At 39.7% G+C, this 22,207-nt stretch carries 19 protein-coding genes and 1 pseudogene; 17 read left to right on the forward strand and 3 right to left on the reverse strand.

Going from position 1 to position 22,207, the window contains the following annotated elements; genetic code table 11:
- Positions 1-17 precede the first annotated feature (17 nt).
- The 5 genes from EXS92_RS03070 to ilvE all read left to right on the forward strand — a co-directional run bounded on the left by EXS92_RS03070 (position 18) and on the right by ilvE (position 7,929).
- A complete protein-coding gene (locus EXS92_RS03070; protein ID WP_165515515.1) occupies positions 18-2,054 on the forward strand; it encodes an N-6 DNA methylase in 2,037 nt (678 codons plus the stop codon).
- Positions 2,051-3,250, forward strand: a complete 1,200-nt coding sequence (locus EXS92_RS03075; protein ID WP_165515516.1) for a restriction endonuclease subunit S — start codon at positions 2,051-2,053, stop codon at positions 3,248-3,250. Before EXS92_RS03070 ends, EXS92_RS03075 begins: the two co-directional genes overlap by 4 nt.
- Before the next feature lie 68 nt (positions 3,251-3,318).
- The gene (gene polA / locus EXS92_RS03080) at positions 3,319-6,000 is read left to right on the forward strand and encodes a DNA polymerase I (RefSeq protein ID WP_165515517.1); all 2,682 of its coding nucleotides are present in this window, start codon (positions 3,319-3,321) and stop codon (positions 5,998-6,000) included.
- Between the two features lie 109 nt (positions 6,001-6,109).
- The gene (locus tag EXS92_RS03085) at positions 6,110-6,856 is read left to right on the forward strand and encodes an outer membrane protein (RefSeq protein ID WP_165515518.1); all 747 of its coding nucleotides are present in this window, start codon (positions 6,110-6,112) and stop codon (positions 6,854-6,856) included.
- Positions 6,857-6,906: 50 nt separating this feature from the next.
- On the forward strand, positions 6,907-7,929 hold the full coding sequence (gene ilvE, locus EXS92_RS03090) for a branched-chain-amino-acid transaminase (protein WP_165515519.1): 1,023 nt from the start codon (positions 6,907-6,909) through the stop codon (positions 7,927-7,929).
- A gap of 4 nt (positions 7,930-7,933) precedes the next feature.
- Here the strand turns inward: ilvE and EXS92_RS03095 are convergent, their stop codons facing one another.
- Complete coding sequence (locus tag EXS92_RS03095; protein WP_000473441.1) at positions 7,934-8,629, reverse strand: outer membrane protein; 696 nt, start codon at positions 8,627-8,629, stop codon at positions 7,934-7,936.
- A gap of 133 nt (positions 8,630-8,762) precedes the next feature.
- Here EXS92_RS03095 and EXS92_RS03100 point away from each other — a divergent pair, with 133 nt between their 5' ends.
- From EXS92_RS03100 to EXS92_RS03120, 5 genes are read left to right on the forward strand one after another with little or no spacing between them, the layout of a single operon-like run.
- Complete coding sequence (locus tag EXS92_RS03100; RefSeq protein WP_165515520.1) at positions 8,763-9,896, forward strand: ABC transporter permease; 1,134 nt, start codon at positions 8,763-8,765, stop codon at positions 9,894-9,896.
- On the forward strand, positions 9,896-10,681 hold the full coding sequence (locus tag EXS92_RS03105; protein WP_000994586.1) for an ABC transporter ATP-binding protein: 786 nt from the start codon (positions 9,896-9,898) through the stop codon (positions 10,679-10,681). The genes EXS92_RS03100 and EXS92_RS03105 overlap by 1 nt, the downstream gene beginning before the upstream one ends.
- A complete protein-coding gene (locus EXS92_RS03110) occupies positions 10,666-11,481 on the forward strand; it encodes an MlaD family protein (protein WP_000439506.1) in 816 nt (271 codons plus the stop codon). Before EXS92_RS03105 ends, EXS92_RS03110 begins: the two co-directional genes overlap by 16 nt.
- A 2-nt stretch (positions 11,482-11,483) precedes the next feature.
- Positions 11,484-12,161 carry a hypothetical protein gene (locus EXS92_RS03115; RefSeq protein WP_165515521.1) on the forward strand — a complete coding sequence of 226 codons (678 nt, stop codon included), beginning with the start codon at positions 11,484-11,486 and terminating at the stop codon, positions 12,159-12,161.
- Between the two features lie 11 nt (positions 12,162-12,172).
- On the forward strand, positions 12,173-12,760 hold the full coding sequence (locus EXS92_RS03120) for an META domain-containing protein (protein ID WP_001053529.1): 588 nt from the start codon (positions 12,173-12,175) through the stop codon (positions 12,758-12,760).
- Between the two features lie 175 nt (positions 12,761-12,935).
- Here the strand turns inward: EXS92_RS03120 and EXS92_RS03125 are convergent, their stop codons facing one another.
- Positions 12,936-13,988: a cytochrome-c peroxidase gene (locus EXS92_RS03125; RefSeq protein ID WP_165515522.1), complete on the reverse strand. Its 1,053-nt coding sequence runs from the start codon at positions 13,986-13,988 to the stop codon at positions 12,936-12,938.
- 148 nt (positions 13,989-14,136) lie between these two features.
- Between EXS92_RS03125 and dnaE the strand changes: the two genes are divergently transcribed.
- The 7 genes from dnaE to EXS92_RS03160 all read left to right on the forward strand — a co-directional run bounded on the left by dnaE (position 14,137) and on the right by EXS92_RS03160 (position 21,782).
- On the forward strand, positions 14,137-17,772 hold the full coding sequence (dnaE, locus tag EXS92_RS03130) for a DNA polymerase III subunit alpha (RefSeq protein ID WP_165515523.1): 3,636 nt from the start codon (positions 14,137-14,139) through the stop codon (positions 17,770-17,772).
- Positions 17,754-18,542 (forward strand): pseudouridine synthase, encoded by a 789-nt coding sequence (locus EXS92_RS03135; protein WP_165515524.1) that lies wholly within the window; start codon positions 17,754-17,756, stop codon positions 18,540-18,542. The genes dnaE and EXS92_RS03135 overlap by 19 nt, the downstream gene beginning before the upstream one ends.
- A 55-nt stretch (positions 18,543-18,597) precedes the next feature.
- A complete protein-coding gene (locus EXS92_RS03140) occupies positions 18,598-18,912 on the forward strand; it encodes a thioredoxin family protein (RefSeq protein WP_165515525.1) in 315 nt (104 codons plus the stop codon).
- A 416-nt stretch (positions 18,913-19,328) separates the two neighbouring features.
- Complete coding sequence (lpoB, locus tag EXS92_RS03145) at positions 19,329-19,961, forward strand: penicillin-binding protein activator LpoB (RefSeq protein ID WP_000243401.1); 633 nt, start codon at positions 19,329-19,331, stop codon at positions 19,959-19,961.
- A 23-nt stretch (positions 19,962-19,984) separates the two neighbouring features.
- Entirely contained in the window at positions 19,985-20,512 is a 528-nt protein-coding gene (locus EXS92_RS03150; RefSeq protein WP_000795968.1) for an LPP20 family lipoprotein, read from the forward strand.
- A gap of 7 nt (positions 20,513-20,519) precedes the next feature.
- Positions 20,520-20,861: a hypothetical protein gene (locus tag EXS92_RS03155; RefSeq protein WP_000681219.1), complete on the forward strand. Its 342-nt coding sequence runs from the start codon at positions 20,520-20,522 to the stop codon at positions 20,859-20,861.
- 9 nt (positions 20,862-20,870) lie between these two features.
- Positions 20,871-21,782: an LPP20 family lipoprotein gene (locus tag EXS92_RS03160; RefSeq protein WP_165515526.1), complete on the forward strand. Its 912-nt coding sequence runs from the start codon at positions 20,871-20,873 to the stop codon at positions 21,780-21,782.
- A 222-nt stretch (positions 21,783-22,004) separates the two neighbouring features.
- On the opposite strand, the pseudogene EXS92_RS07845 reads toward EXS92_RS03160, so the two are convergent.
- Positions 22,005-22,207: pseudogene (locus EXS92_RS07845) on the reverse strand (hypothetical protein); the annotation flags it as partial.

The raw sequence follows: 22,207 nt of genomic DNA on the forward strand, positions 1-22,207 counted from the left end.
TTAAAAAGGATAAAACCATGAATAAAGTTCCATCCATTGAGCCTTTAATCGCTGATAAATTCAATAACGAATTGAGAAAATACCAACTAAACTACAAATTAGAGCAAGAAAGCCTGAATAAAGAAATTGATGAAGCTTTAAAAAATTACGCTTCTAAAAGTGGGGGTTTAGGGGGTAACCGCCCTGATGTGAAACTTTTATTAAACACACAAGATCCTAACAGAAGAATCCCTATTTTAATAGAATACAAAGGATTAAAAGACAAGCTCATTAAATTAGACAAAAACAAACTGGTAGAAAACTTTAAAAACCATGAGCCTCATTATAAAAACATTAGAGAATACGCCCTAAATGGGGCTTTACATTACGCTAATGCGATTTTACACCACACGAGCTACACTGAATGCATCGCCATAGGCATCACAGGCTATAAAGACAATAAGGGCGGTATATGCTCTCAAATCGCTGTTTATTATGTGAATAAAAGCAATTTGGGCATGGGGATAGATGTTTCAAAAGGCGAGCAAGCTTATAGCGATCTCTCCTTTTTAAGCCGTAAGCATTTTAACGACTTTATTAAACGAGTAGACACCCTTTCTTTAAGCGATGAAGATTTAGAGCACATTAGAGAAAAGAAAAACCAAGAAATAGAAGACTGCTTAATGCGGCTCAACAACAATATTTATGACAAAGAAAAGAATTTTTTAAGCGAACACAATCGGGTATATTTAGTGATTGCGAGCATTATCGCTAATTTAGGCATCTCTAATTCGGTAGCCCCCCTAAAAAAAGAAGATTTAAAATCTAGCGATGAGAACGAAGAAAGAGATGGTGATAAAATACTTAGAAAAATCCGATCCTTTTTAGAGCATAAGCAGTTGTCTTTAGAAAAAAGGAAAAGCATTATTTCTTCATTAGAGCCTTTATTAAGAAATGAAAACAACAACAAAGCCATTAATGGCGAAAGCCGTTTGAAGCGCTGTTTTAGTGAGATTGTAGATAGTTTGGGCGTTTATTATAAAATCGGTCTTAGCACGGATTTTACCGGTAAATTGTTCAATGAAATGTATCGCTGGCTGGGTTTCACGCAAGATAAATTAAACGATGTGGTGCTCACGCCCCCTTATGTCGCCACGCTTTTGGCCAGACTCTCCAAAGTCAATAAGGATAGTTTTGTGTGGGATTTTGCTACCGGAAGCGCTGGGTTATTAGTCGCAAGCATGAATTTAATGATAGAAGACGCTAAAAAGCGCATCACTAGTCCAGAGGAATTAGAGCAAAAAATCGCCCATATTAAAGCCAAGCAACTTTTAGGCATAGAAATCTTACCGGATATCCATATTTTAGCGGTGTTAAACATGATTTTAATGGGCGATGGGAGCAGTCAAATCTTAAACCAAGACAGCTTGATCGGTTTTGATGGCAAAGTCAATGACAAAGAGTTTAAAGCTAACGCTTTTGTTTTAAACCCGCCTTATTCCGCTAGCGGTAATGGCATGGTGTTTGTGGAGCAGGCTTTAGCAAAAATGCAAAGCGGTTATGCGAGCGTGATCATCCAATCAAGTGCCGGCAGCGGCAAAGCTAAAGAATACAATGTAAGGATTTTGGAAAAACACACGCTTTTAGCGAGCATTAAAATGCCTTTAGATTTATTCATCGGCAAAAGCAATGTTCAAACCCATATCTATGTTTTTAGGGTCAATGAAAAGCATGACGCTAAGCAAAGGGTGAAATTCATCAATTTCAGTAATGACGGCTACGCTAGAGCGAATCGCAAAAAAGCCAAAGCCAGCCACAATTTAAAAGACACGCATAATGCTAAAGAGCGCTACAACGAAGTCGTGGACTTAGTCCATATTGGCCAATCATGTTTGAAATTTTTAAGCGAAGATGACTATTATGAAAACACCATAGACCCTAAAAACGGGAGCGATTGGAACCAAAATAAACCCACCGACACTAAACCCGAATTAGAGGATTTTAAAAGAACGATAGCCGATTACCTTTCTTATGAAGTGGGATTGATTTTAAAAAACCAAACGCCCCCAAAGTGATTGGCCCCCTTAGTAGCCAACTCAACGCTATTAAGTGGGGCGAGTTCAGATTAGGGGATTTGTTTAAAGCGAGTAACGGCGATTTTGACATTCAAAAACGCCACATCAATCATAAGGGCGAATTTGTCATCACCGCAGGGCTTAGCAATAATGGCGTTTTAGGGCAAAGCGATATAAAAGCAAAAGTTTTTGAAAGCCATAGCATTACTATTGACATGTTTGGTTGCGCGTTTTATCGCAGTTTTCCTTATAAAATGGTAACACATGCTAGGGTATTTTCTCTCAAACCTAAATTTGAAATCAACCATAAAATCGGCTTGTTTTTATCCACGCTATTTTTTGATTACCCTAAAAAATTCGGCTATGAAAACATGTGTTCATGGGTAAAAATTAAAAACGATAAGGTCATTCTACCCCTAAAACCCACCGCTAACACTCAAACCTTTGAGGATATTGATTTCATTTTCATGGAAAAATTCATAGCCGAACTTGAGCAGTGTCGGCTCGCCGAACTTGAGGCTTATTTAAAAGCTACAGGGCTAGAAAACACCACCCTTTCTAACGCTGAAGAAAACGCCCTTAATGTTTTCAATAATTCTTGGGGGGGTAATACCCCATGCGGCTTGACATGGCAACACTTCAAACTAGGGGATTTGTTTGAAATACGCCCCACAAAAGCCTATAACCTCACAAATCCTCATTTATTTGATAATAACGCAAAAAATCCAGTCGTTACCAATTCTAGTTTGAATAATGGGATAAGCGGTTATTCTTCTTTAGAACTCACCGAAAAGGGCAATCAGATCACTTATAGCGATACCACGACTTCAGAGGGTATTTTTTATCAAAAAAGACCTTTTATAGGGTATTCGCATGTGCAAGGGCTATACCCTTTAAAATACCATGAGTTTTGGAATGAAAAAACTTTACTCTATATCGTTGTGGCTTTTAAAAAAGTAGCTTGTGGGCGTTTTGATTATGGTAATAAATTCAATCGTAAAATTGCTAGTGAAATGTCAATCGCTCTCCCCACCAAACAACATGGCAAAATAGATTTTAATTTCATGCGCACCCTAATCAACGCCCTAATGAAACAAACCATTCAAGGCGTGGTTCAATACTGCAGCGCTAAAATCCAGGCTACAAAAGAAGCCATCAGCCAAGAAACACCCGTTCAAAAAGACTCGTTATTTTAAAAGGGGTTTTAAGCGCGCTAGCTTGTGTTACAATAAACTTAAAATTCGCTTGATTAAAAAGGGATTGAATGGAGCAGCCAGTCATTAAAGAGGGGACTTTAGCGTTAATTGATACTTTTGCGTATTTGTTTAGAAGCTATTACATGAGCGCTAAAACTAAGCCTTTAACGAACGATAAGGGCTTTCCTACAGGGCTTTTAACGGGGCTTGTGGGCATGGTTAAAAAATTTTATAAAGACAGAAAAAACATGCCTTTTATCGTGTTCGCCCTAGAAAGCCAGACTAAAACTAAAAGAGCCGAAAAATTAGGCGAATACAAACAAAATCGTAAAGACGCCCCTAAAGAGATGCTTTTACAAATCCCTATCGCTTTAGAATGGTTGCAAAAAATGGGCTTTACTTGCGTGGAAATAAGCGGGTTTGAAGCCGATGACGTGATCGCCAGTCTGGCCACGCTAAGCCCTTATAAAACGCGCATTTATTCTAAAGATAAGGATTTTAACCAGCTTTTGAGCGATAAAATCGCGCTTTTTGATGGCAAAACGGAGTTTTTGGCGAAGGATTGCGTGGAAAAATACGGGATTTTACCGAGTCAATTCACGGATTATCAGGGCATTGTGGGGGATAGCAGCGATAATTACAAGGGGGTTAAAGGCATTGGGAGCAAGAACGCTAAGGAATTGTTACAGCGATTGGGGAGCTTGGAAAAAATCTATGAAAATTTAGACTTGGCGAAAAATTTACTCAGCCCTAAAATGTATCAAGCCCTGATACAAGACAAAGGAAGCGCGTTTTTAAGCAAAGAATTAGCCACTTTAGAAAGAGGATGCATTAAAGAATTTGATTTTTTAAGTTGCGCTTTTCCTAGCGAAAACCCCTTATTGAAAATTAAAGATGAATTGAAAGAATATGGTTTTATTTCCACTTTAAGGGATTTAGAAAATTCCCCTACGCCCTTAATTTTAGAAAACGCCCCTACATTAGACAGCACACCAACATTAGACAACGCCCCTAAAAAATCGCGCATGATCGTTTTAGAAAACACCGCGCCTTTGAGCATGTTTTTAGAAAAATTAAAAAATCCTAACGCTAGGGTTTTTATGCGCTTGGTTTTGGATAAAGACAAAAAAATTCTAGCCCTAGCGTTTTTATTTAAAGATCAAGGCTATTTTTTACCCTTAGAAGAGGCGTTATTTTCGCCCTTTTCTTTAGAATTTTTGCAAAACGCTTTTTCTCAAATGTTACAGCATGCGTGTATCATTGGGCATGATTTAAAACCCTTATTGAGCTTTTTAAGAGCCAAATATCAGGTGTCTTTGGAAAATATTCATATCCAGGACACTCAAATTTTAGCGTTTTTAAAGAATCCGGAAAAAGTGGGGTTTGATGAAGCTTTAAAGGAATATTTAAAAGAAGATTTAAGCCCGCATGAAAAGATCAAAGCTTTTAAAACAACAAGCAAGGCGGAAAAATTAGAACTTTTAAGCGTGGAATTAAACGCTTTAAAGCGTTTGTGCGAATACTTTGAAAAAGGGGGGCTAGAAGAGAATTTGCTCACTTTAGCTAAAGGAATTGAAACGCCGTTCATGAAAGTTTTAATGGGCATGGAATTTCAAGGCTTTAAGATTGATGCGCCTTATTTCAAGCGCTTAGAGCAGGAATTTAAAGATGAATTAAACATTTTAGAGCGCCAGATTTTGGATCTAATCGGCGTGGATTTTAACCTCAATTCGCCCAAACAACTTGGCGAAGTCTTGTATGAAAAATTAGGGCTTCCTAAAAATAAAAGCCATTCTACCGATGAAAAAAATTTGTTAAAAATCCTAGACAAGCACCCAAGCATCGCTTTGATTTTAGAATACAGGGAATTGAATAAGCTTTTTAACACTTACACGACCCCCTTATTGCGCCTAAAAGACAAAGACGATAAAATCCATACCACTTTCATCCAAACCGGCACAGCTACCGGGCGTTTAAGCTCGCATTCGCCTAATTTGCAAAATATCCCGGTGCGATCGCCTAAAGGCTTACTCATTCGTAAGGGCTTTATCGCTAGCTCTAAAGAGTATTGTTTGCTAGGGGTGGATTATTCGCAGATTGAATTGCGGCTATTGGCCCATTTTAGCCAGGATAAGGATCTAATGGAAGCGTTTTTAAAGGGGCGAGACATCCATTTAGAAACTTCTAAGGCGTTGTTTGGTGGAGATTTAGCCAAAGAAAAACGATCCATCGCTAAAAGCATTAATTTTGGGCTGGTGTATGGCATGGGGAGTAAGAAATTGAGCGAAACTTTAAACATCCCTTTAAATGAGGCTAAAAGCTACATAGAAGCGTATTTCAAACGATTCCCTAGCATCAAAGATTATTTAAACCGCATGAAAGAGGAGATTTTAAAAACTTCTAAAGCTTTTACTTTGCTTGGGCGTTATCGGGTGTTTGATTTTGCCGGCGTGAATGACTACATCAAGGGCAATTATTTGCGAGAGGGCGTGAATGCGATTTTTCAAGGGAGTGCGAGTGATTTATTGAAATTAGGCATGCTCAAAGTGAGCGAGCGTTTTAAAAATAACCCTTCAGTGAGATTGCTTTTGCAAGTGCATGACGAATTGATTTTTGAAATTGAAGAAAAAAACGCCCCAGAGTTGCAACAAGAAATCCAACACATTCTTAATGATGAAGTGTATCCTTTGAGGGTGCCACTAGAAACAAGCGCGTTTATCGCTAAGCGTTGGAATGAATTAAAAGGTTAGTTTTTAATTGAGTTTAAGAAAAAATATATTATTATTTCTTTATAAGTAATACTTAGCCATTTTAAGCTAAATATAAAGTCATTATCAAAGAATAAAGGGAAGAGACTGAATGTTGAAAAGAATTATATTGTTAGGGGCTTTGGGTGTTGTGGCGAGTGCTGAAGAGAGCGCGGCTTTTGTGGGAGTCAATTACCAGGTGAGTATGATACAAAATCAGACTAAAATGGTGAATGAAAACGGCTTGCAAAAACCTTTGATAAAGTTCCCGCCTTATGCAGGAGCGGGTTTTGAAGCGGGCTATAAGCAATTTTTTGGTAAGAAAAAATGGTTTGGCATGCGTTATTATGGGTTTTTTGACTACGCGCACAACCGCTTTGGCGTGATGAAAAAGGGTATCCCGGTGGGCGAGAGCGGGTTTATTTACAATAGCTTTAGTTTTGGTGGGAATACCTTAACAGAGAGGGATTCCTATCAAGGGCAATACTATATTAATTTATTCACTTATGGTGTGGGGTTGGATACGCTGTGGAATTTTGTGAATAAAGAAAACATGGTTTTTGGTTTTGTCGTGGGGATCCAATTAGCTGGGGATAGTTGGGCAACGAGCATCAGTAAAGAGATCGCTAGTTATGTAAAACACCACAGCAATTCCAGTTATAGCCCGGCCAATTTCCAGTTTTTATGGAAATTTGGGATCCGCACCCATATCGCTAAACACAATAGCTTGGAATTAGGGATTAAAGTGCCTACGATCACGCACCGGCTTTTCTCCATTACCAACGAAAAGGGATACACCTTACAGGCTGATGTGCGCCGAGTTTATGCGTTTCAGATCAGTTACTTGAGGGATTTTTAACCCCTTTTTAGATACAATCACGCTTGAGACTATCCATTTAAAGGTGTGAAATGGCAGATTTAGAAAATTTAGACTGGAAAAATTTAGGCTTTAGCTACATTAAAACGGATTTTCGCTTCATCGCTACTTATAAAAACGGCTCGTGGTCGCAAGGCGGATTGGTGAGCGAAAACGTGTTGCAGCTCAGCGAAGGCTCACCGGTCTTACACTACGGACAGGCTTGCTTTGAAGGCTTGAAGGCTTACCGCTCTCAAAAGGGGAAAGCTTTACTCTTTCGCCCTTTAGAAAACGCCAAACGCTTGCAAACTTCATGCGAAAGACTGCTCATGCCCAAAGTGAGCGAAGAGCTGTTTTTAAGGGCATGCACTGAAGTAGTCAAAGCGAATCAAAAATGGCTCGCTCCTTATAAAAGCGGGGCGAGTTTGTATTTGCGCCCTTTTGTCATAGGCGTGGGGGATAATTTGGGGGTGAAGCCGGCTAATGAATACCTTTTTATCGTGTTTTGCGCACCGGTGGGGGCGTATTTTAAAGGAGGCATAGAAAAAGGGGGGGCTAGGTTTATCACCACGGCGTTTGATAGAGCCGCGCCTAAAGGCACCGGTGGGGTGAAAGTGGGGGGGAATTACGCCGCAAGCCTGTTAGCCCACAAAATGGCCACAGAGCAAGGCTATGATGATTGCATTTATTTAGACCCCACCACGCACACTAAAATTGAAGAAGTGGGGGCGGCGAATTTTTTTGGCATCACGCATGATAGTGCCTTTATCACCCCGCATTCGCCAAGCATTCTGCCAAGCGTTACCAGAAGAAGCTTGATGGTTTTGGCTAAAGAATACTTGAAATTAAAAGTAGAAGAGAGGGAAATTTTAATTGATGAGTTGGGTGCGTTTAAAGAAGCCGGAGCGTGCGGGACAGCCGCAATCATTACGCCCATTAAAGAAATCGCGCACAACAACAAGTCTTATTCTTTTGAAGCGCCGGGCAATATTACTAAACAACTCTATGATTTGCTTTTATCCATTCAGCAAGGCGAACAAGAAGCCCCCAAAGATTGGATTTTTGAAGTTGGCTAAAAGGTTAAAATTTATAGCTGTATGCCGCATAAAATAGGGGCGAAGTTTCAAAGCGACTAGAGCTAGAAAGCAATCTGGCAGTGGGTAAGATCTTAAACCCTAATTCAATGCGGTGCCTTAAAAAAAGCGTGAGCATGACCCCCCCACTAATCGCTAATCCCCCTGAAACCACAGAATGTTTAAAAAACTTGAAATTTTGCTTGTCTGTATAAACGACTAAAGCCCCCCTAGCCCCCCCAAACGCCCCTAAATAATGCTTATAACTCCCTAGAGGAAATTCCATGATCACATCCAAACCCACCGCAAGCATGGTAAAAAAAGAGTTGGTAGGATCTTTATAGCTTTGATAATTCACTTTTCCTGACCCAAGATCCCATGCAAAAACCCCCCTAATCCCGATGTATTTTTTAAAAAAACTTTGCACGCCGGTTTTTAAATTGAGCGTTGCGATCCAATCTTTCATTTCCTTGCCTTGATAGTCCTTAATGGCTTCTACAGCGCCAACCCCCCCTAAAAAATACCACCCGCTTTTTTTACGTGTGAGCTTTTGGCGGTTAATGATGCTTCTATAGAGCTTTTCATGGGCTTCTTGGTAATTTTTTTTGGGGGTTTTATTGCGCAAAATAGGCATGGCATCAAGGGGTGGAATGACAAATCCCCCTATCAAAAAAACGCACAAAAAAATGATTTTTTTAAACATTTTAAAAATAATTAATCCTTTATTGAATAGAGTATTGTTTAACTTTTTGGTTTATCATTGTGTTAAAATAGTCGTTTTAACAAACAAAATTTTGTTAATAGATTTTACCTAATCTAAGAGAGAATGTATTTTAATGAAGACAGAGAAACAAAAATTTTTAGAGATGCGTAAAGATGGGGCTAACTCTGTGCTGATTTTAAGAGGGGATTGGGATTTTAGAACGAGCGTGTTTCGTTTAGATGAGTTGAAAAAAAATTTATTAGATCATCAAGGGCCTTTAAAAATGGATTTTTCAGGGTGCCAAAAAGTGGATTTTGTTTTTGGCATGTTTTTATTTGATTTAGTTAAGGAGCGTTCTTTAAACATTGAATTGTGCAATGTGAGCGAGAATAACGCATGCGCTTTGAAAGTGGTTAAAGATTGGCTTGAAAAAGAAGAGGATTTAGAGTCTAAAAAAGCGGGCAAAAAATACGAACTCATGATCACTAAATTGGGTAAGAGTATCGTAGAAACTTACAACACCTTTTTAAACGCGTTCAATTTTTGCGGCATGATTTTATTCTACTTCATTAAAAGCGTTTTCAACCCCAAACGCTTTTGCATCACTCCTTTGCTCTATCATATCAATGAATCCGGGTTTAAGGTTTTGCCAGTGAGTATTTTAACGGTGTTTATCGTGGGGTTTGCCGTTGCTTTGCAAGGGGCTTTACAACTACAAGACTTGGGCGCGCCTTTGATGTCGGTGGAAATGACGGCCAAACTCGCTTTAAGAGAGATTGGCCCTTTCATTTTAACCCTTGTGGTGGCCGGGAGGAGCGCGAGCAGTTTTACGGCGCAAATTGGGGTGATGAAGATCACTGAAGAATTGGATGCGATGAAAACCATGGGCTTTAACCCTTTTGAATTTTTAGTGTTGCCTAGGGTGTTAGCCTTAGTGATTGTTTTGCCTTTATTGGTGTTTATCGCTGATGCGTTCGCCATTCTTGGGGGCATGTTTGCGATTAAATACCAATTGGATTTAGGCTTTCCAAGCTATATAGACAGACTGCATGACACAGTGGGTTGGAATCATTTTTTGGTAGGGATTGTCAAAGCCCCTTTTTGGGGGTTTGCGATTGCGATGGTGGGGTGCATGCGCGGGTTTGAAGTCAAGGGGGATACCGAGAGCATTGGGCGCTTGACCACCATTAGTGTTGTGAATGCGTTATTTTGGATCATTTTCTTAGACGCTATTTTTTCTATTATCTTTTCTAAGTTGAACATATAATGAACGCTACTAACAACCAAGTCTTAATTGAAGTGAAGGATCTCCATAGCGCTTTTGGAAGCACCATTATCCATAGGGGCGTGAGTTTTAGCGTGCATAAGGGCGAAGTGATGGCGATTTTAGGAGGGTCAGGGAGCGGTAAAAGCACGCTTTTAAGGTGCATGATCTTACTCAATCGCCCTACAAAGGGGGAAGTGTTGCTTTTTGGGGAAGATATATGGAAACTCAAAGAAAGAGAGCAGCAAAAGATTTTTAACCGCTGTGGGATTTGCTTCCAGTTTGGGGCGCTCTATAGCTCTTTAACCGTTTTAGAAAATGTGGGCGTGATGCTAGAGCAATACGGCGCTTATTCTAAAAAAATTGTTGAAGAAATTTCTAAAATGTGGATTGAAAGAGTGGGTTTGCCCCCTAGGGCTTACCACCTTTACCCCTATGAATTGAGCGGAGGGATGAAAAAGCGCGTGGGTATAGCAAGGGCTATGGCGACTAATCCAGAGATCTTATTTTTAGACGAGCCTACAAGCGGGCTGGATCCTTATAGCGCGGGCAAATTTGACGAACTGATTATGACGCTCAAAGAGAGCTTACAGCTTACGGTGGTGATGATCACGCATGATTTGGACTCCGTGCATGATTGCGTGGATCGGTTTATCATGCTCAAAGACGGGCTATTAGAATTTAATGGGGATTTAAAAGATTTTATTAAAAAAGCTCAAACTCAAGGGCTAGATGAAGGCAATTTATTCAATTCAACACGAGGAGAGAAATTTTGGAAAGGCATGTGAATTACACTTTAATCGGCGGGCTCTTCTTTTTATGCTTAGTGTGCATGGTAGGCTTTATTTTATGGCTAGGCCATTTGGGATTAGATGACGGAAAGTATTATGAATACGTGGTCTATACGGACAAAGACTTGGGAGGCATTGCGACCAACTCGCCCATTAATTACAAAGGGATTCAAGTGGGTAATGTCATCAAAGTGGGTTTTGCAAAGGATAAAGTGGGGGTGGTGCGTTTGGATTTGATGATTAAATCCAGCGTCAAGATCCGTAAAGATTCCAAAGTGGCGGTTTCTTCTAGAGGGTTTATGGGGTTAAAATTTTTAGCCTTAGAGCAAAGCCACAATGAAGAATTTTATGGTAGTGGCGATAAAGGGGAGCGGATTTTAATCTTTAAAGAAGGGCTTATGGATCGCTTGAGCGGTGATGCTAATCAAGTGGTGCAAGAAGTGATGAAAGCGATCAGGAATGTGAATAGGATTTTAGACGATGAAAATGTGGAAAAATTCAAGCACATTCTCGCTTCAGTAGATGATCTCATCGCTAACTTGGATTCAAGAAAGACTCAATTTGATTCTTTGATTAATAACGCTAACAACCTTGTCTCTAATGTCAATAATGTGGCTTTAGATGTGGATAAACGCGTCAAACAGGGGCAATACGACTTTAAAGCGATGTTCACTCCTTTAATCATGCAAGCGCAGTTGAGCCTAAGAAACATTGATAATTTTGTGGAAAAAGGCTCTGCTTTGATAGATAAATTTGACGCTAACCCCTATAAAACGATTTTTGGAGAAAGGAAATAATCATGAGAGCTACGGCGATAAAAATCTTTTCACTCTCATCAGCATTCACCCTATTGCTTCAGGGTTGCTTGAGCATTAATTTAAAACAAATGCTGCCAGAAATCAGAACTTATGATTTGAATGCGAGTTCTTTTGAGATAATGCAATGCCCTAAACCTTTGACTGAAGTGAGACTCATTAGCATTTTGAGCGCGGATTTATTCAACACTAAAGAGATCGTGTTTAAAGCCAAAGACGGGCAGATCACGCATGGGAAGCACCAAAAATGGATAGACTTGCCTCGCAACATGTTAAAAACCATGTTCATGCAAGAAGCGCAAAAAGCATGCTTAGGCGTGGCTTTGCCTCCTTATGGCGCGGGCGCGCCCACTTATGCGGTTCGTTTTACGATTTTATCGTTTTCTCTTTTAGAAAAAGAAAATTCTACCTATAGGGCGGAATTTGCGCTAGGCTATGATATTAGCGTGAAAGGCGATTCGCATTCTGGAGTGATCATTAAGCATGAAAATATTTCTAGCTTGGAAAATAAAACGACCAAAACAAGTAAAAATGGCAGTCAAGATTTTCAAGAAAGCGCGATACAATCCCTCCAACATGTAAGCGTGCAAGCGATGCAAGAAGCGATTTCTTTGATTAAAAAAGCCATTGAAGCGCAAAGCGTAAGCCCATTAAAAAAATAAGGAGGAATTGTTTGAATTTACGATTGGCTGGAGCAAGCGTTTTAACGGCTTGTGTCTTTTCGGGGTGTTTTTTTTTAAAAATGTTTGATAAAAAACTTTCTAGTAACGATTGGCATATCCAAAAAGTGGAAATGAACCATCAAGTCTATGACATTGAAACCATGCTCGCTGATAGCGCTTTTAGAGAGCATGAAGAAGAGCAAGATTCCTCTCTAAATACCGCTTTGCCTGAAGATAAAACAGCGATTGAAGCCAAAGAGCAGGAGCAAAAAGAAAAAAGAAAACGCTGGTATGAGCTTTTTAAAAAGAAGCCAAAGCCTAAAAGCTCTATGGGAGAGTTTGTGTTTGACCAAAAAGAAAATCGTATTTATGGCAAAGGCTATTGCAACCGGTATTTTGCTAGCTATGTATGGCAGGGCGATAGGCACATTGGAATTGAAGATAGCGGGATTTCAAGAAAGGTGTGTAAAGATGAGCATTTAATGGCGTTTGAATTGGAATTTATGGAGAATTTTAAGGGTAATTTTACGGTAACTAAGGGCAAGGACACGCTCATTTTAGACAACCAAAAAATGAAAATTTATTTGAAAACGCCCTAAGTGGGTTTTTGATTTTAACAATCTAAAACCGCTAAATTAGGGATTAAAAAGAAATTTTTAAGCGCTTTTTAAGAGGTTATCGCTTGCTTTTGGCTTTTTTATTGTTGATCGCAAAAGATGTTTTGGATATTTTTAGATTTAAGCACCAAAAGCCCCCTAAAAGGACTTTTTAAAATCAAAAAGAGGGTTTAGGGGTTTTGTCTGTCATTACAGGGAGTTCTGGATAGAGTATTTTAGGTTTTTTACCCTTTAAGGCTTCAAAGAAAGTTTCAATTTTTTTCGCTTCTTCATCGCTGATTTCAATGCCTAACTGGATAGAGCCCATTTCTTTAATCGCATCCTTGACATCCCAGAATTGCCCGTTATGGAAATAAGGCATCGTTTCGGTGATATTCCTTAAAGTAGGCACTTTCACAAGCCCGTTTTTATCGCCTTTGAAATCGCCCACATTAGCGAATTTATAAGGTTTGACCACCCCAAAGGGCTGCATCGTTCCCCCAAGATTAATGCCATTATGGCAAGCCACACAGCCTTTAGAAATGAATAAATCCAACCCTTCTTTTTCGGCTTTACTGAGCGCTTTAGGATTGCCTCTTAAAAAATCATCATAACGGCTTGGGGTGATAAGCGTGGCTTCAAACATAGCGATACTATCTGCGATCAATTTAAAATCAATTTTGACTCTAGTGCCATAAGCTTTTCTAAAGAGTTTGACATAGCCTGGCATGGAATTGATTTTTTCTACCACGACTTTAGGATCAGCCCCCATTTCAAAAGAAGATTGGATCGGCCCTTGCGCTTGTTCGTTTAAATGCGTAACCCTACCGTCCCAAAACTGCACATCGTTAAACACGGAGTTATACACCGTTGGGGAGCTTAAAAGGTGGGGGTTTTTCTTCCATTGAGAGCCTATGGCGCTTGGGATTAGATCCACCCCGCCTAAGCCCAGATTATGGCATGTGTTGCAAGACACAAGATAGGAAGTGGAAATCCTAGGGTCAAAATAGAGCATTTTGCCCAATTCCACTTGAGCGGAGGTCATGATTTCGCTGTTTTTAGCACCAATGCCCACATCTCTGGTTTTTTTGATCTGGTATTCTTTGAGCGCTTTGCCCATAGGCATGGGTTCTAATTGGCTTTCCTTCGCTTTTTTAATCAAATCCATATCGCTTAAAGCATAAACGCAAGAAAAAGCCAAGCAAACGCCCAATAAAATGGATTTTTTCATGATGAACTCCTAAAATAGTATTAAAAATAAGACAAAACTTTCTTATTATAACCACCATTTTAAAATAATTCACCACTAAACGATCCGATAAAGAGTTTTTTAAAGAGCGGTAGGTATAATGGCGTTAAATCCAAATAGGGGTTAGACAATGAAAGAGAATAAAGCCTTTACGCATTTGCACTTGCACACAGAATATTCGCTTTTAGACGGGGCGAACAAGATTAAAATTCTAGCCAAACGCATTAAAGAATTGGGCATGAAAAGCGTGAGCGTAACCGACCATGGGAACATGTTTGGAGCGATTGATTTTTATACGAGCATGAAAAAAGAAGGCATTAAGCCTATCATCGGCATGGAAGCGTATATCCATAACGATGACAACCTCTCTAGCAAAGAAACCAAGCAGCGTTTCCATTTGTGCCTGTTCGCTAAAAACCAGGAGGGCTATGAAAATTTGATGTTCTTAAGCTCTATGGCGTATTTAGAAGGGTTTTATTATTTCCCGCGCATCAATAAAAAGCTTTTAAGGGAGCATTCTAAGGGCATTATCGCTTCTAGCGCATGCTTGCAAGGGGAAGTCAATTACCATTTGAATACCAATAATGAGAGAAACCGCAAGTATGGGGCTAAAGGCTATGATGAAGCCAAAAAAATCGCTTGCGAATACCAGGAGATTTTTGAAGACGATTTTTATTTAGAGATCATGCGCCATGGCATTTTGGATCAGCGATTCATTGATGAACAAGTCATTAAAATGTCTTTAGAAACAGGGTTAAAAATCATTGCCACCAACGACACCCACTACACCATGCCCAATGACGCTAAGGCTCAAGAAGTGGCGATGTGCGTAGCGATGGGTAAAACCCTAAACGATAAAGGGCGCTTGAAACACTCCGTGCATGAGTTTTACATTAAATCCCCTGAAGAAATGGCAAAGCTCTTTGCAGACATTCCAGAAGCCTTAGAAAACACCCAAGAAATCGCTGATAAATGCGTTTTAGAGATTGATTTAAAAGACGATAAAAAGAACCCCCCAACCCCTCCAAGTTTCAAATTCACTAAAGCTTACGCTCAAAATGAGGGGCTGGATTTTGAAGATGACGCTTCTTATTTTGCCCATAAGGCCAGAGAGGGCTTGAAAGAGCGCTTAATTTTAGTGCCAAAAGAAAAGCATGATCAATACCAAGAGCGCCTAGAAAAAGAAATTGAAGTCATTACGAACATGAAATTCCCAGGGTATATGCTGATTGTGTGGGATTTTATCCGTTACGCTAAAGAAATGGGCATTCCTGTGGGGCCTGGTAGGGGGAGTGCGGCCGGGAGTTTGGTGGCTTTTGCTTTAAAAATCACGGATATTGACCCTTTGAAATACGATTTGCTCTTTGAAAGGTTTTTAAACCCTGAACGAGTCAGCATGCCTGATATTGATACGGATTTTTGCCAGCGCCGGCGTAAGGAAATCATAGAATACATGATTGAAAAATACGGCAAATACAATGTGGCTCAAGTCATCACCTTTAATAAAATGTTGGCTAAAGGCGTGATCAGAGATGTCGCAAGGGTTTTGGACATGCCCTATAAAGAAGCCGATGATTTTGCCAAACTCATTCCTAACCGCTTAGGCATCACGCTTAAGGGCTATGAAAAAAATGGTGAGTTCATAGAGGGGGCGTGGGAATTAGAGCCTAAAATCAAAGAATTAGTAGAGAGTAATGAATTAGCCAAACAAGTGTGGGAGTATTCGCTCAATTTAGAGAATTTGAATCGCAACGCAGGCGTGCATGCCGCAGCCTTAGTGGTGGATAGCCAAAAAGAGTTGTGGTACAAAACCCCTTTGTTTGCCTCTGAAAAAACCGGCGGTATCGTTACGCAATATTCCATGAAGTATTTAGAGCCGGTGGATTTGATCAAGTTTGACTTTTTGGGGCTTAAAACCTTGACCGTGATTGATGATGCGCTTAAAATCATTAAAACGCAGCACAAAATTAGCGTGGATTTTTTATCGTTGGATATGGACGATCCGAAAGTGTATAAAACGATCCAAAGTGGGGATACGGTGGGGATATTCCAGATTGAATCCGGGATGTTTCAAGGGCTTAACAAGCGCTTAAGGCCTTCAAGTTTTGAAGACATTATCGCCATTATCGCGCTAGGCAGACCAGGGCCTATGGAATCAGGCATGGTAGATGATTTTGTCAATAGAAAGCATGGCGTTGAGCCTATCGCTTATGCGTTTAAAGAATTAGAGCCGATTTTAAAGCCCACTTACGGCACGATCGTCTATCAAGAGCAAGTGATGCAAATCGTGCAAACTATCGGCGGTTTTAGTTTGGGTGAAGCGGATCTCATCCGCCGCGCTATGGGGAAAAAAGACGCTCAAATCATGGCGGACAATAAGGCTAAGTTTGTAGAAGGCGCTAAAAATTTAGGGCATGATGGCCAAAAGGCGGCTAATTTGTGGGATCTGATCGTTAAATTTGCCGGCTATGGCTTCAACAAATCGCATTCAGCCGCTTATGCGATGATCACTTTCCAAACGGCGTATTTAAAGACTTATTACAAGCATGAGTTCATGGCAGCGATGCTCACTAGCGAATCCAATAAGATTGAATCCGTGGCGCGCTATATTGATGAGGTTAGGGCTTTAGAGATTGAAGTGATGCCTCCGCACATCAATTCTTCTATGCAAGATTTCAGCGTGGCGGAGTTTAAAAATCAAAAGGGCGAATTGGAAAAGAAAATCGTGTTTGGTTTGGGGGCGATTAAAGGGGTTGGGGGTGAGCCGATTAAAAACATCATTGAAGAAAGGGCTAAAGGGGATTATAAGAGTTTGGAAGATTTTATTTCACGGGTGGATTTTTCTAAACTCACTAAAAAATCTTTAGAGCCATTAGTGAAATCAGGGAGCTTGGACAATTTAGGCTACACTAGAAAAACCATGCTCGCTAACTTGGATTTGATCTGCGATGCCGGGCGCGCTAAAGACAAGGCTAATGAAATGATGCAAGGAGGCAACTCCCTTTTTGGAGCCATGGAAAGCGGAATTAAAGAGCAGGTTGTTTTGGACATGATTGATTTGGGCGAGCATGACGCTAAAACGCTTTTAGAATGCGAGTATGAAACTTTAGGAATCCATGTTTCAGGCAACCCCTTAGACGAGTTTAAAGAAGAAATTAAGGGCTTTAAAAATTTAGTCAAAAGCATTGATATTGAAGAGTTGGAGATTGGCTCGCAAGCTTATTTGCTGGGTAAAATCATGGAAGTTAAAAAGAAAATTGGCAAACGAAGCGGTAAGCCTTATGGCACAGCGGACATTTTGGATCGATACGGCAAGTTTGAACTCATGCTTTTTGAAAAGCAATTAAACGCCTTAGAAGAGTTGGATATTAATAAGCCTTTAGTGTTTAAATGCAAGATTGAAGAGCAAGAAGAAGTGGCGCGATTAAGGCTTTTTGAAATCTTGGATTTAGAGAGCGCCAAAGAGGTTAAAATCCCTAAAGCCCGCTATAAAGACCCTGACAAGCAAAAAGAAGATGTGCGCGAAATCCCCCCCATGGAAATACTCGCTTCTAGTTCTTGCTCTTTGGCGATCGTGTTAGAAAACGATGTGAAAAAAGAGTTTTTAAGACAAATCAAAGAGAGCGCTTTAAAACACCAGGGCAAACACCCCTTGTATTTGATCATCAAAGATAAGGACAAGCAATTCAAAATCCAAAGCGATTTAATGGTAAATGAAAAGATTAAGGACGATTTTAAAGAATTAGAGTGGAGGGATTTAGCTTGAGGATCAACCAGTTTTTAGCCCATTACACCAAGCACTCCAGAAGAGAGGCTGAAAAATTGGTTTTAGAAGGGCGGGTGAAAATCAACCATGAGCATGCCAAACTCGCTAGCGTGGTTAAAGAAAACGATAAGGTGTTTTTAGACAAACGACTCATCAAACCTTTAAAAAACAAAAAATTCAGCGTGCTAATCTATCACAAGCCAAAGGGCGAATTGGTGAGTAAAGCCGATCCCTTAAAACGGCGCGTGATTTATGAAAGTTTGGAGAAAAAATACGCCCATTTTGCGCCGGTGGGGCGTTTGGATTTTGCGAGTGAGGGGGTGTTATTATTAAGCGATAGTAAAGCAGTGGTGAGCGCTTTAATGCATGCGAATTTAGAAAAAGAGTATCTCATTAAAATTCAAGGCTTTGTTACAAGAGAGATGGAAAACGCCATGCAAGAGGGCTTGAAATTAAAAAACGCCACTAAGGGAGCGCACCAAAAAACCCCCATTAAAAGCATGGAATTTGCCCCCTTTATTGGTTATGAAATCATCAAAAACCATGCCAAATATTCTAAGCTTAGAGTCATCATCAATGAGGGGAAAAACAGAGAACTGAGGCGTTTTTTTGCGTTTTTTAACGCTGGGGTGTTGGATTTAAGGCGCGTTCGTTATGGTTTTGTGAATTTGAATGCCTTGCCGGTAGGGAAAATGCGTTTTCTAAACCGCCAAGAATACAATGAGTTGCATGCGTTTATGGCTAATAGGGCTAATACTAAAGGGGATTAGCGCTTGAGTTATGCTATACTTCGGCGGTCGGGGGAAATAAAAAATAAGGATTATCATGTTAGAAGTGATTAACGGAAAGAATTACGCAGAAAAAACCGCTCATCAAGCAGTAGTGGTTAATGTGGGGGCGAATTGGTGCCCGGATTGCAGGAAGATTGAGCCGATTATGGAAAATTTAGCCAAAACTTACAAAGGCAAGGTGGAATTTTTTAAGGTTTCTTTTGATGAGAGCCAGGATTTAAAAGAGAGTTTAGGCATTCGCAAGATCCCTACTTTGATTTTTTACAAAAACGGGAAAGAAGTGGGTGAAAGGCTTGTAGAACCTAGCTCTCAAAAACCGATTGAAGACGCTCTAAAAGCGTTATTGTAAAGGGCATCATAAAGGGCGTTATCAAAGAGCCTTATTGTAAAAATAAGAGTTTAAAAATCTTTTAACTCTTTTTTTATTTAGTCTTTTTTTCTATAGTCCCTTTTTTTAGCCCCCTTTTTGATAGGGGGCTAACTTCAAATAGCTTTTATGTTATTTCTTTATCTCAAAAAATCGTTTTTTATCGTTTTTAAATCAGCATGTTTGTTAAAAAAGTTCCTTTAATTAAGCTAAAAATGAGCGAATTTGTGGTATTAATGCTTGAAGTGTGAAATTTGTAGGGCTAAAACTTGTAAAATGTGAAAAAAAAGACACATAAAATGCTAAAATCCGCAAAAACACTGTGTGTTTAGATTAGAAGTTTAAAATTAGGAACGGAAGTATCTGTTTTAAATTTTGAATAGGGAGTTTCTATCACTATGGTATTGAAAACAAAATTAAAAATTATAAGCTCGGTGATTTTGAGTACTTTATTGTGGGTGGGTTGCTCAAGCGAAATGGCAACTTATCAAAATGTGAATGATGCCACTAAAAATACGACTGCAAGTATTAACAGCACGGATTTATTGCTAACCGCTAACGCGATGTTAGATTCCATGTTTAGCGACCCTAATTTTGAGCAACTCAAGGGCAAGCATTTGATTGAAGTTTCAGATGTGATTAACGACACTACGCAACCCAATTTGGACATGAATCTTTTGACGACTGAAATTGCGCGGCAGTTGCGGTTGCGATCTAATGGGAGGTTCAATATCACAAGGGCGAGCGGGGGAAGTGGCATTGCAGCGGATAGCCGAATGGTGAAACAGCGCGAAAAAGAACGAGAGAGCGAAGAGTATAATCAAGACACCACTGTAGAAAAAGGCACTTTAAAAGCCGCTGATTTATCTTTAAGTGGTAAAGTATCTAGTATCGCAGCCTCTATTAGTAGTTCTAGGCAGCGCTTAGACTATGACTTCACCCTAAGCCTTACCAACAGGAAAACGGGCGAAGAGGTATGGAGCGATGTTAAGCCTATTGTGAAAAATGCTAGCAATAAGCGTATGTTTTAAATTTATATTTGAAAGGATGAACGATGAAAAATCAAGTTAAAAAAATTTTAGGGATGAGTGTGATAGCAGCGATGGTGATCGTAGGTTGTAGCCATGCCCCAAAATCAGGTATCAGTAAAAGCAATAAGGCTTACAAAGAAGCGACTAAAGGCGCTCCTGATTGGGTAGTAGGGGATTTAGAAAAAGTGGCGAAGTATGAAAAATATTCAGGGGTCTTTTTAGGAAGGGCTGAGGATTTGATCACTAATAATGATGTGGATTATTCTACTAACCAAGCTACAGCAAAGGCTAGGGCTAATTTAGCGGCGAATCTAAAATCCACTTTACAAAAAGATTTGGAAAATGAAAAAACCAGAACGGTAGACGCTTCTGGTAAAAGGTCCATCAGCGGCACTGATACTGAAAAAATTTCTCAATTGGTGGATAAGGAATTGATCGCTTCTAAAATGCTTGCCCGCTATGTCGGTAAAGATAGGGTTTTTGTTTTAGTGGGCTTGGATAAGCAAATTGTGGATAAAGTGCGCGAAGAGTTAGGCATGGTTAAAAAGTAGGGTTTTAATGAAACACCTTGCTATTGCGCTTGTTTTGGTGTTGGGGGTTGTATGGGGGAAGTCCTTGCCTAAGTGGGCTAGGGATTGCTCAAAAGAAGTGCAGATTGAAAAGACCCAAACCAAAGACGAAAAAATTTTAGTGTGTGGGATGAGCGATATATTGCTTTCAGATATGGACTATAGCTTGTCCTCAGCCAGACAAAACGCCTTAGAGAAAGTGATGGAAGTTTTCAAGGGGGATAAAATAGAGATTAAGGCTAGTGAGCTAAAGGCCACTTTTATTGATACGGATAAAGTTTATGTGCTTCTAAGAATCACTAAGAAGCATGTCGCTTTAATGAATGAGTAAGGATTAATAATGAAAAAGATTATTCTTGCATGCCTTATGGCTTTTATGGGTGCCAATTTGAGCGCAGAGCCTAAGTGGTATAGCAAGGTCTATAACAAAACAAACACCCAAAAAGGCTATCTTTATGGGAGTGGTTCAGCCACTTCTAAAGAAGCTTCTAAACAAAAAGCGTTAGCGGATTTAGTGGCGTCTATTAGCGTGGTGGTTAATTCCCAAATCCATATTCAAAAAAGTCGTGTGGATAATAAGTTAAAATCCAGTGATTCGCAAACGATTAACTTAAAAACCGATGACTTGGAATTGAACAATGTAGAAATTGTCAATCAAGAAGCGCAAAAAGGGATCTACTACACCAAAGTAAGGATTAATCAAAACTTGTTTTTGCAGGGTTTAAGGGATAAGTATAACGCTCTTTATGGGCAGTTTTCCACCTTAATGCCTAAAGTTTGTAAAGGGGTTTTTTTACAACAATCTAAGAGCATGGGGGATTTATTGGCTAAAGCGATGCCTATAGAAAGGATTTTAAAAGCGTATTCTGTCCCGGTGGGTTCGTTAGAAAATTATGAAAAAATCTATTACCAAAACGCTTTCAAACCTAAAGTGCAAATCACTTTTGATAACAACAGCGATACAGAGATTAAAAACGCTCTCATAAGCGCTTATGCCAGAGTGCTAACCCCTAGCGATGAAGAAAAACTCTATCAAATCAAAAATGAAGTTTTCACAGACAGCGCTAATGGCACCACACGCATTAGAGTGGTTGTTAGCGCGAGCGATTGTCAAGGCACGCCTGTATTGAATAGAAGCCTTGAAGTGGATGAAAAGAATAAGAATTTTGCTATCACGCGCTTGCAATCTTTGCTTTATAAAGAACTGAAAGATTATGCCAATAAAGAAGGGCAAGGCAATACGGGGTTATAAGCAGGATATTAATCTTGCTTGCACTTTTTTATTCATTCAGTTTTATAGCGTCATTATTTTGTTTAGCGTGGCATTTTCGCACCCATTAAAATAAACCCTCTAAAGGTTTGTGGCTTTTGTTCTCGCCAAATAAACTAAATATCATTCAATACTCTTTATCCCACAAGCTTCTCTAAAACTAAACCCACTAAAAACTAAAATCCGCAAAAACTAAAATTTTTTTTAAGAGCCTACGCAAGCGAGCTTGTTTGAAAAAACCAAATGACTTTGGGCGTTCAAATACCCAAAGCTAGGGTCTATCTTTTTGTCCCACAATCCAACGAACATTTTTAAACCACCCAAGCAGAAATCCCAAATATCTTTAGTGTTTGGGATGAATGCTTTAGTTCCGCTAGGAATAAAAACCTTAAGTGAAACTAACCTTG

The sequence above is a fragment of the Helicobacter pylori genome (genome assembly GCF_011175115.1).
GTDB lineage: Bacteria > Campylobacterota > Campylobacteria > Campylobacterales > Helicobacteraceae > Helicobacter > Helicobacter pylori_DF.

Coding starts and splice junctions, on each gene's coding strand:
- EXS92_RS03070 (WP_165515515.1), top strand. CDS start 18: ATGAATAAAGTTCCATCCATTGAGCCTTTAATCGCTGATAAATTCAAT.
- polA (WP_165515517.1), top strand. CDS start 3,319: ATGGAGCAGCCAGTCATTAAAGAGGGGACTTTAGCGTTAATTGATACT.
- EXS92_RS03085 (WP_165515518.1), top strand. CDS start 6,110: ATGTTGAAAAGAATTATATTGTTAGGGGCTTTGGGTGTTGTGGCGAGT.
- ilvE (WP_165515519.1), top strand. CDS start 6,907: ATGGCAGATTTAGAAAATTTAGACTGGAAAAATTTAGGCTTTAGCTAC.
- EXS92_RS03095 (WP_000473441.1), bottom strand. CDS start 8,629: ATGTTTAAAAAAATCATTTTTTTGTGCGTTTTTTTGATAGGGGGATTT.
- EXS92_RS03100 (WP_165515520.1), top strand. CDS start 8,763: ATGAAGACAGAGAAACAAAAATTTTTAGAGATGCGTAAAGATGGGGCT.
- EXS92_RS03105 (WP_000994586.1), top strand. CDS start 9,896: ATGAACGCTACTAACAACCAAGTCTTAATTGAAGTGAAGGATCTCCAT.
- EXS92_RS03115 (WP_165515521.1), top strand. CDS start 11,484: ATGAGAGCTACGGCGATAAAAATCTTTTCACTCTCATCAGCATTCACC.
- EXS92_RS03125 (WP_165515522.1), bottom strand. CDS start 13,988: ATGAAAAAATCCATTTTATTGGGCGTTTGCTTGGCTTTTTCTTGCGTT.
- dnaE (WP_165515523.1), top strand. CDS start 14,137: ATGAAAGAGAATAAAGCCTTTACGCATTTGCACTTGCACACAGAATAT.
- EXS92_RS03140 (WP_165515525.1), top strand. CDS start 18,598: ATGTTAGAAGTGATTAACGGAAAGAATTACGCAGAAAAAACCGCTCAT.
- lpoB (WP_000243401.1), top strand. CDS start 19,329: ATGGTATTGAAAACAAAATTAAAAATTATAAGCTCGGTGATTTTGAGT.
- EXS92_RS03150 (WP_000795968.1), top strand. CDS start 19,985: ATGAAAAATCAAGTTAAAAAAATTTTAGGGATGAGTGTGATAGCAGCG.
- EXS92_RS03155 (WP_000681219.1), top strand. CDS start 20,520: ATGAAACACCTTGCTATTGCGCTTGTTTTGGTGTTGGGGGTTGTATGG.
- EXS92_RS03160 (WP_165515526.1), top strand. CDS start 20,871: ATGAAAAAGATTATTCTTGCATGCCTTATGGCTTTTATGGGTGCCAAT.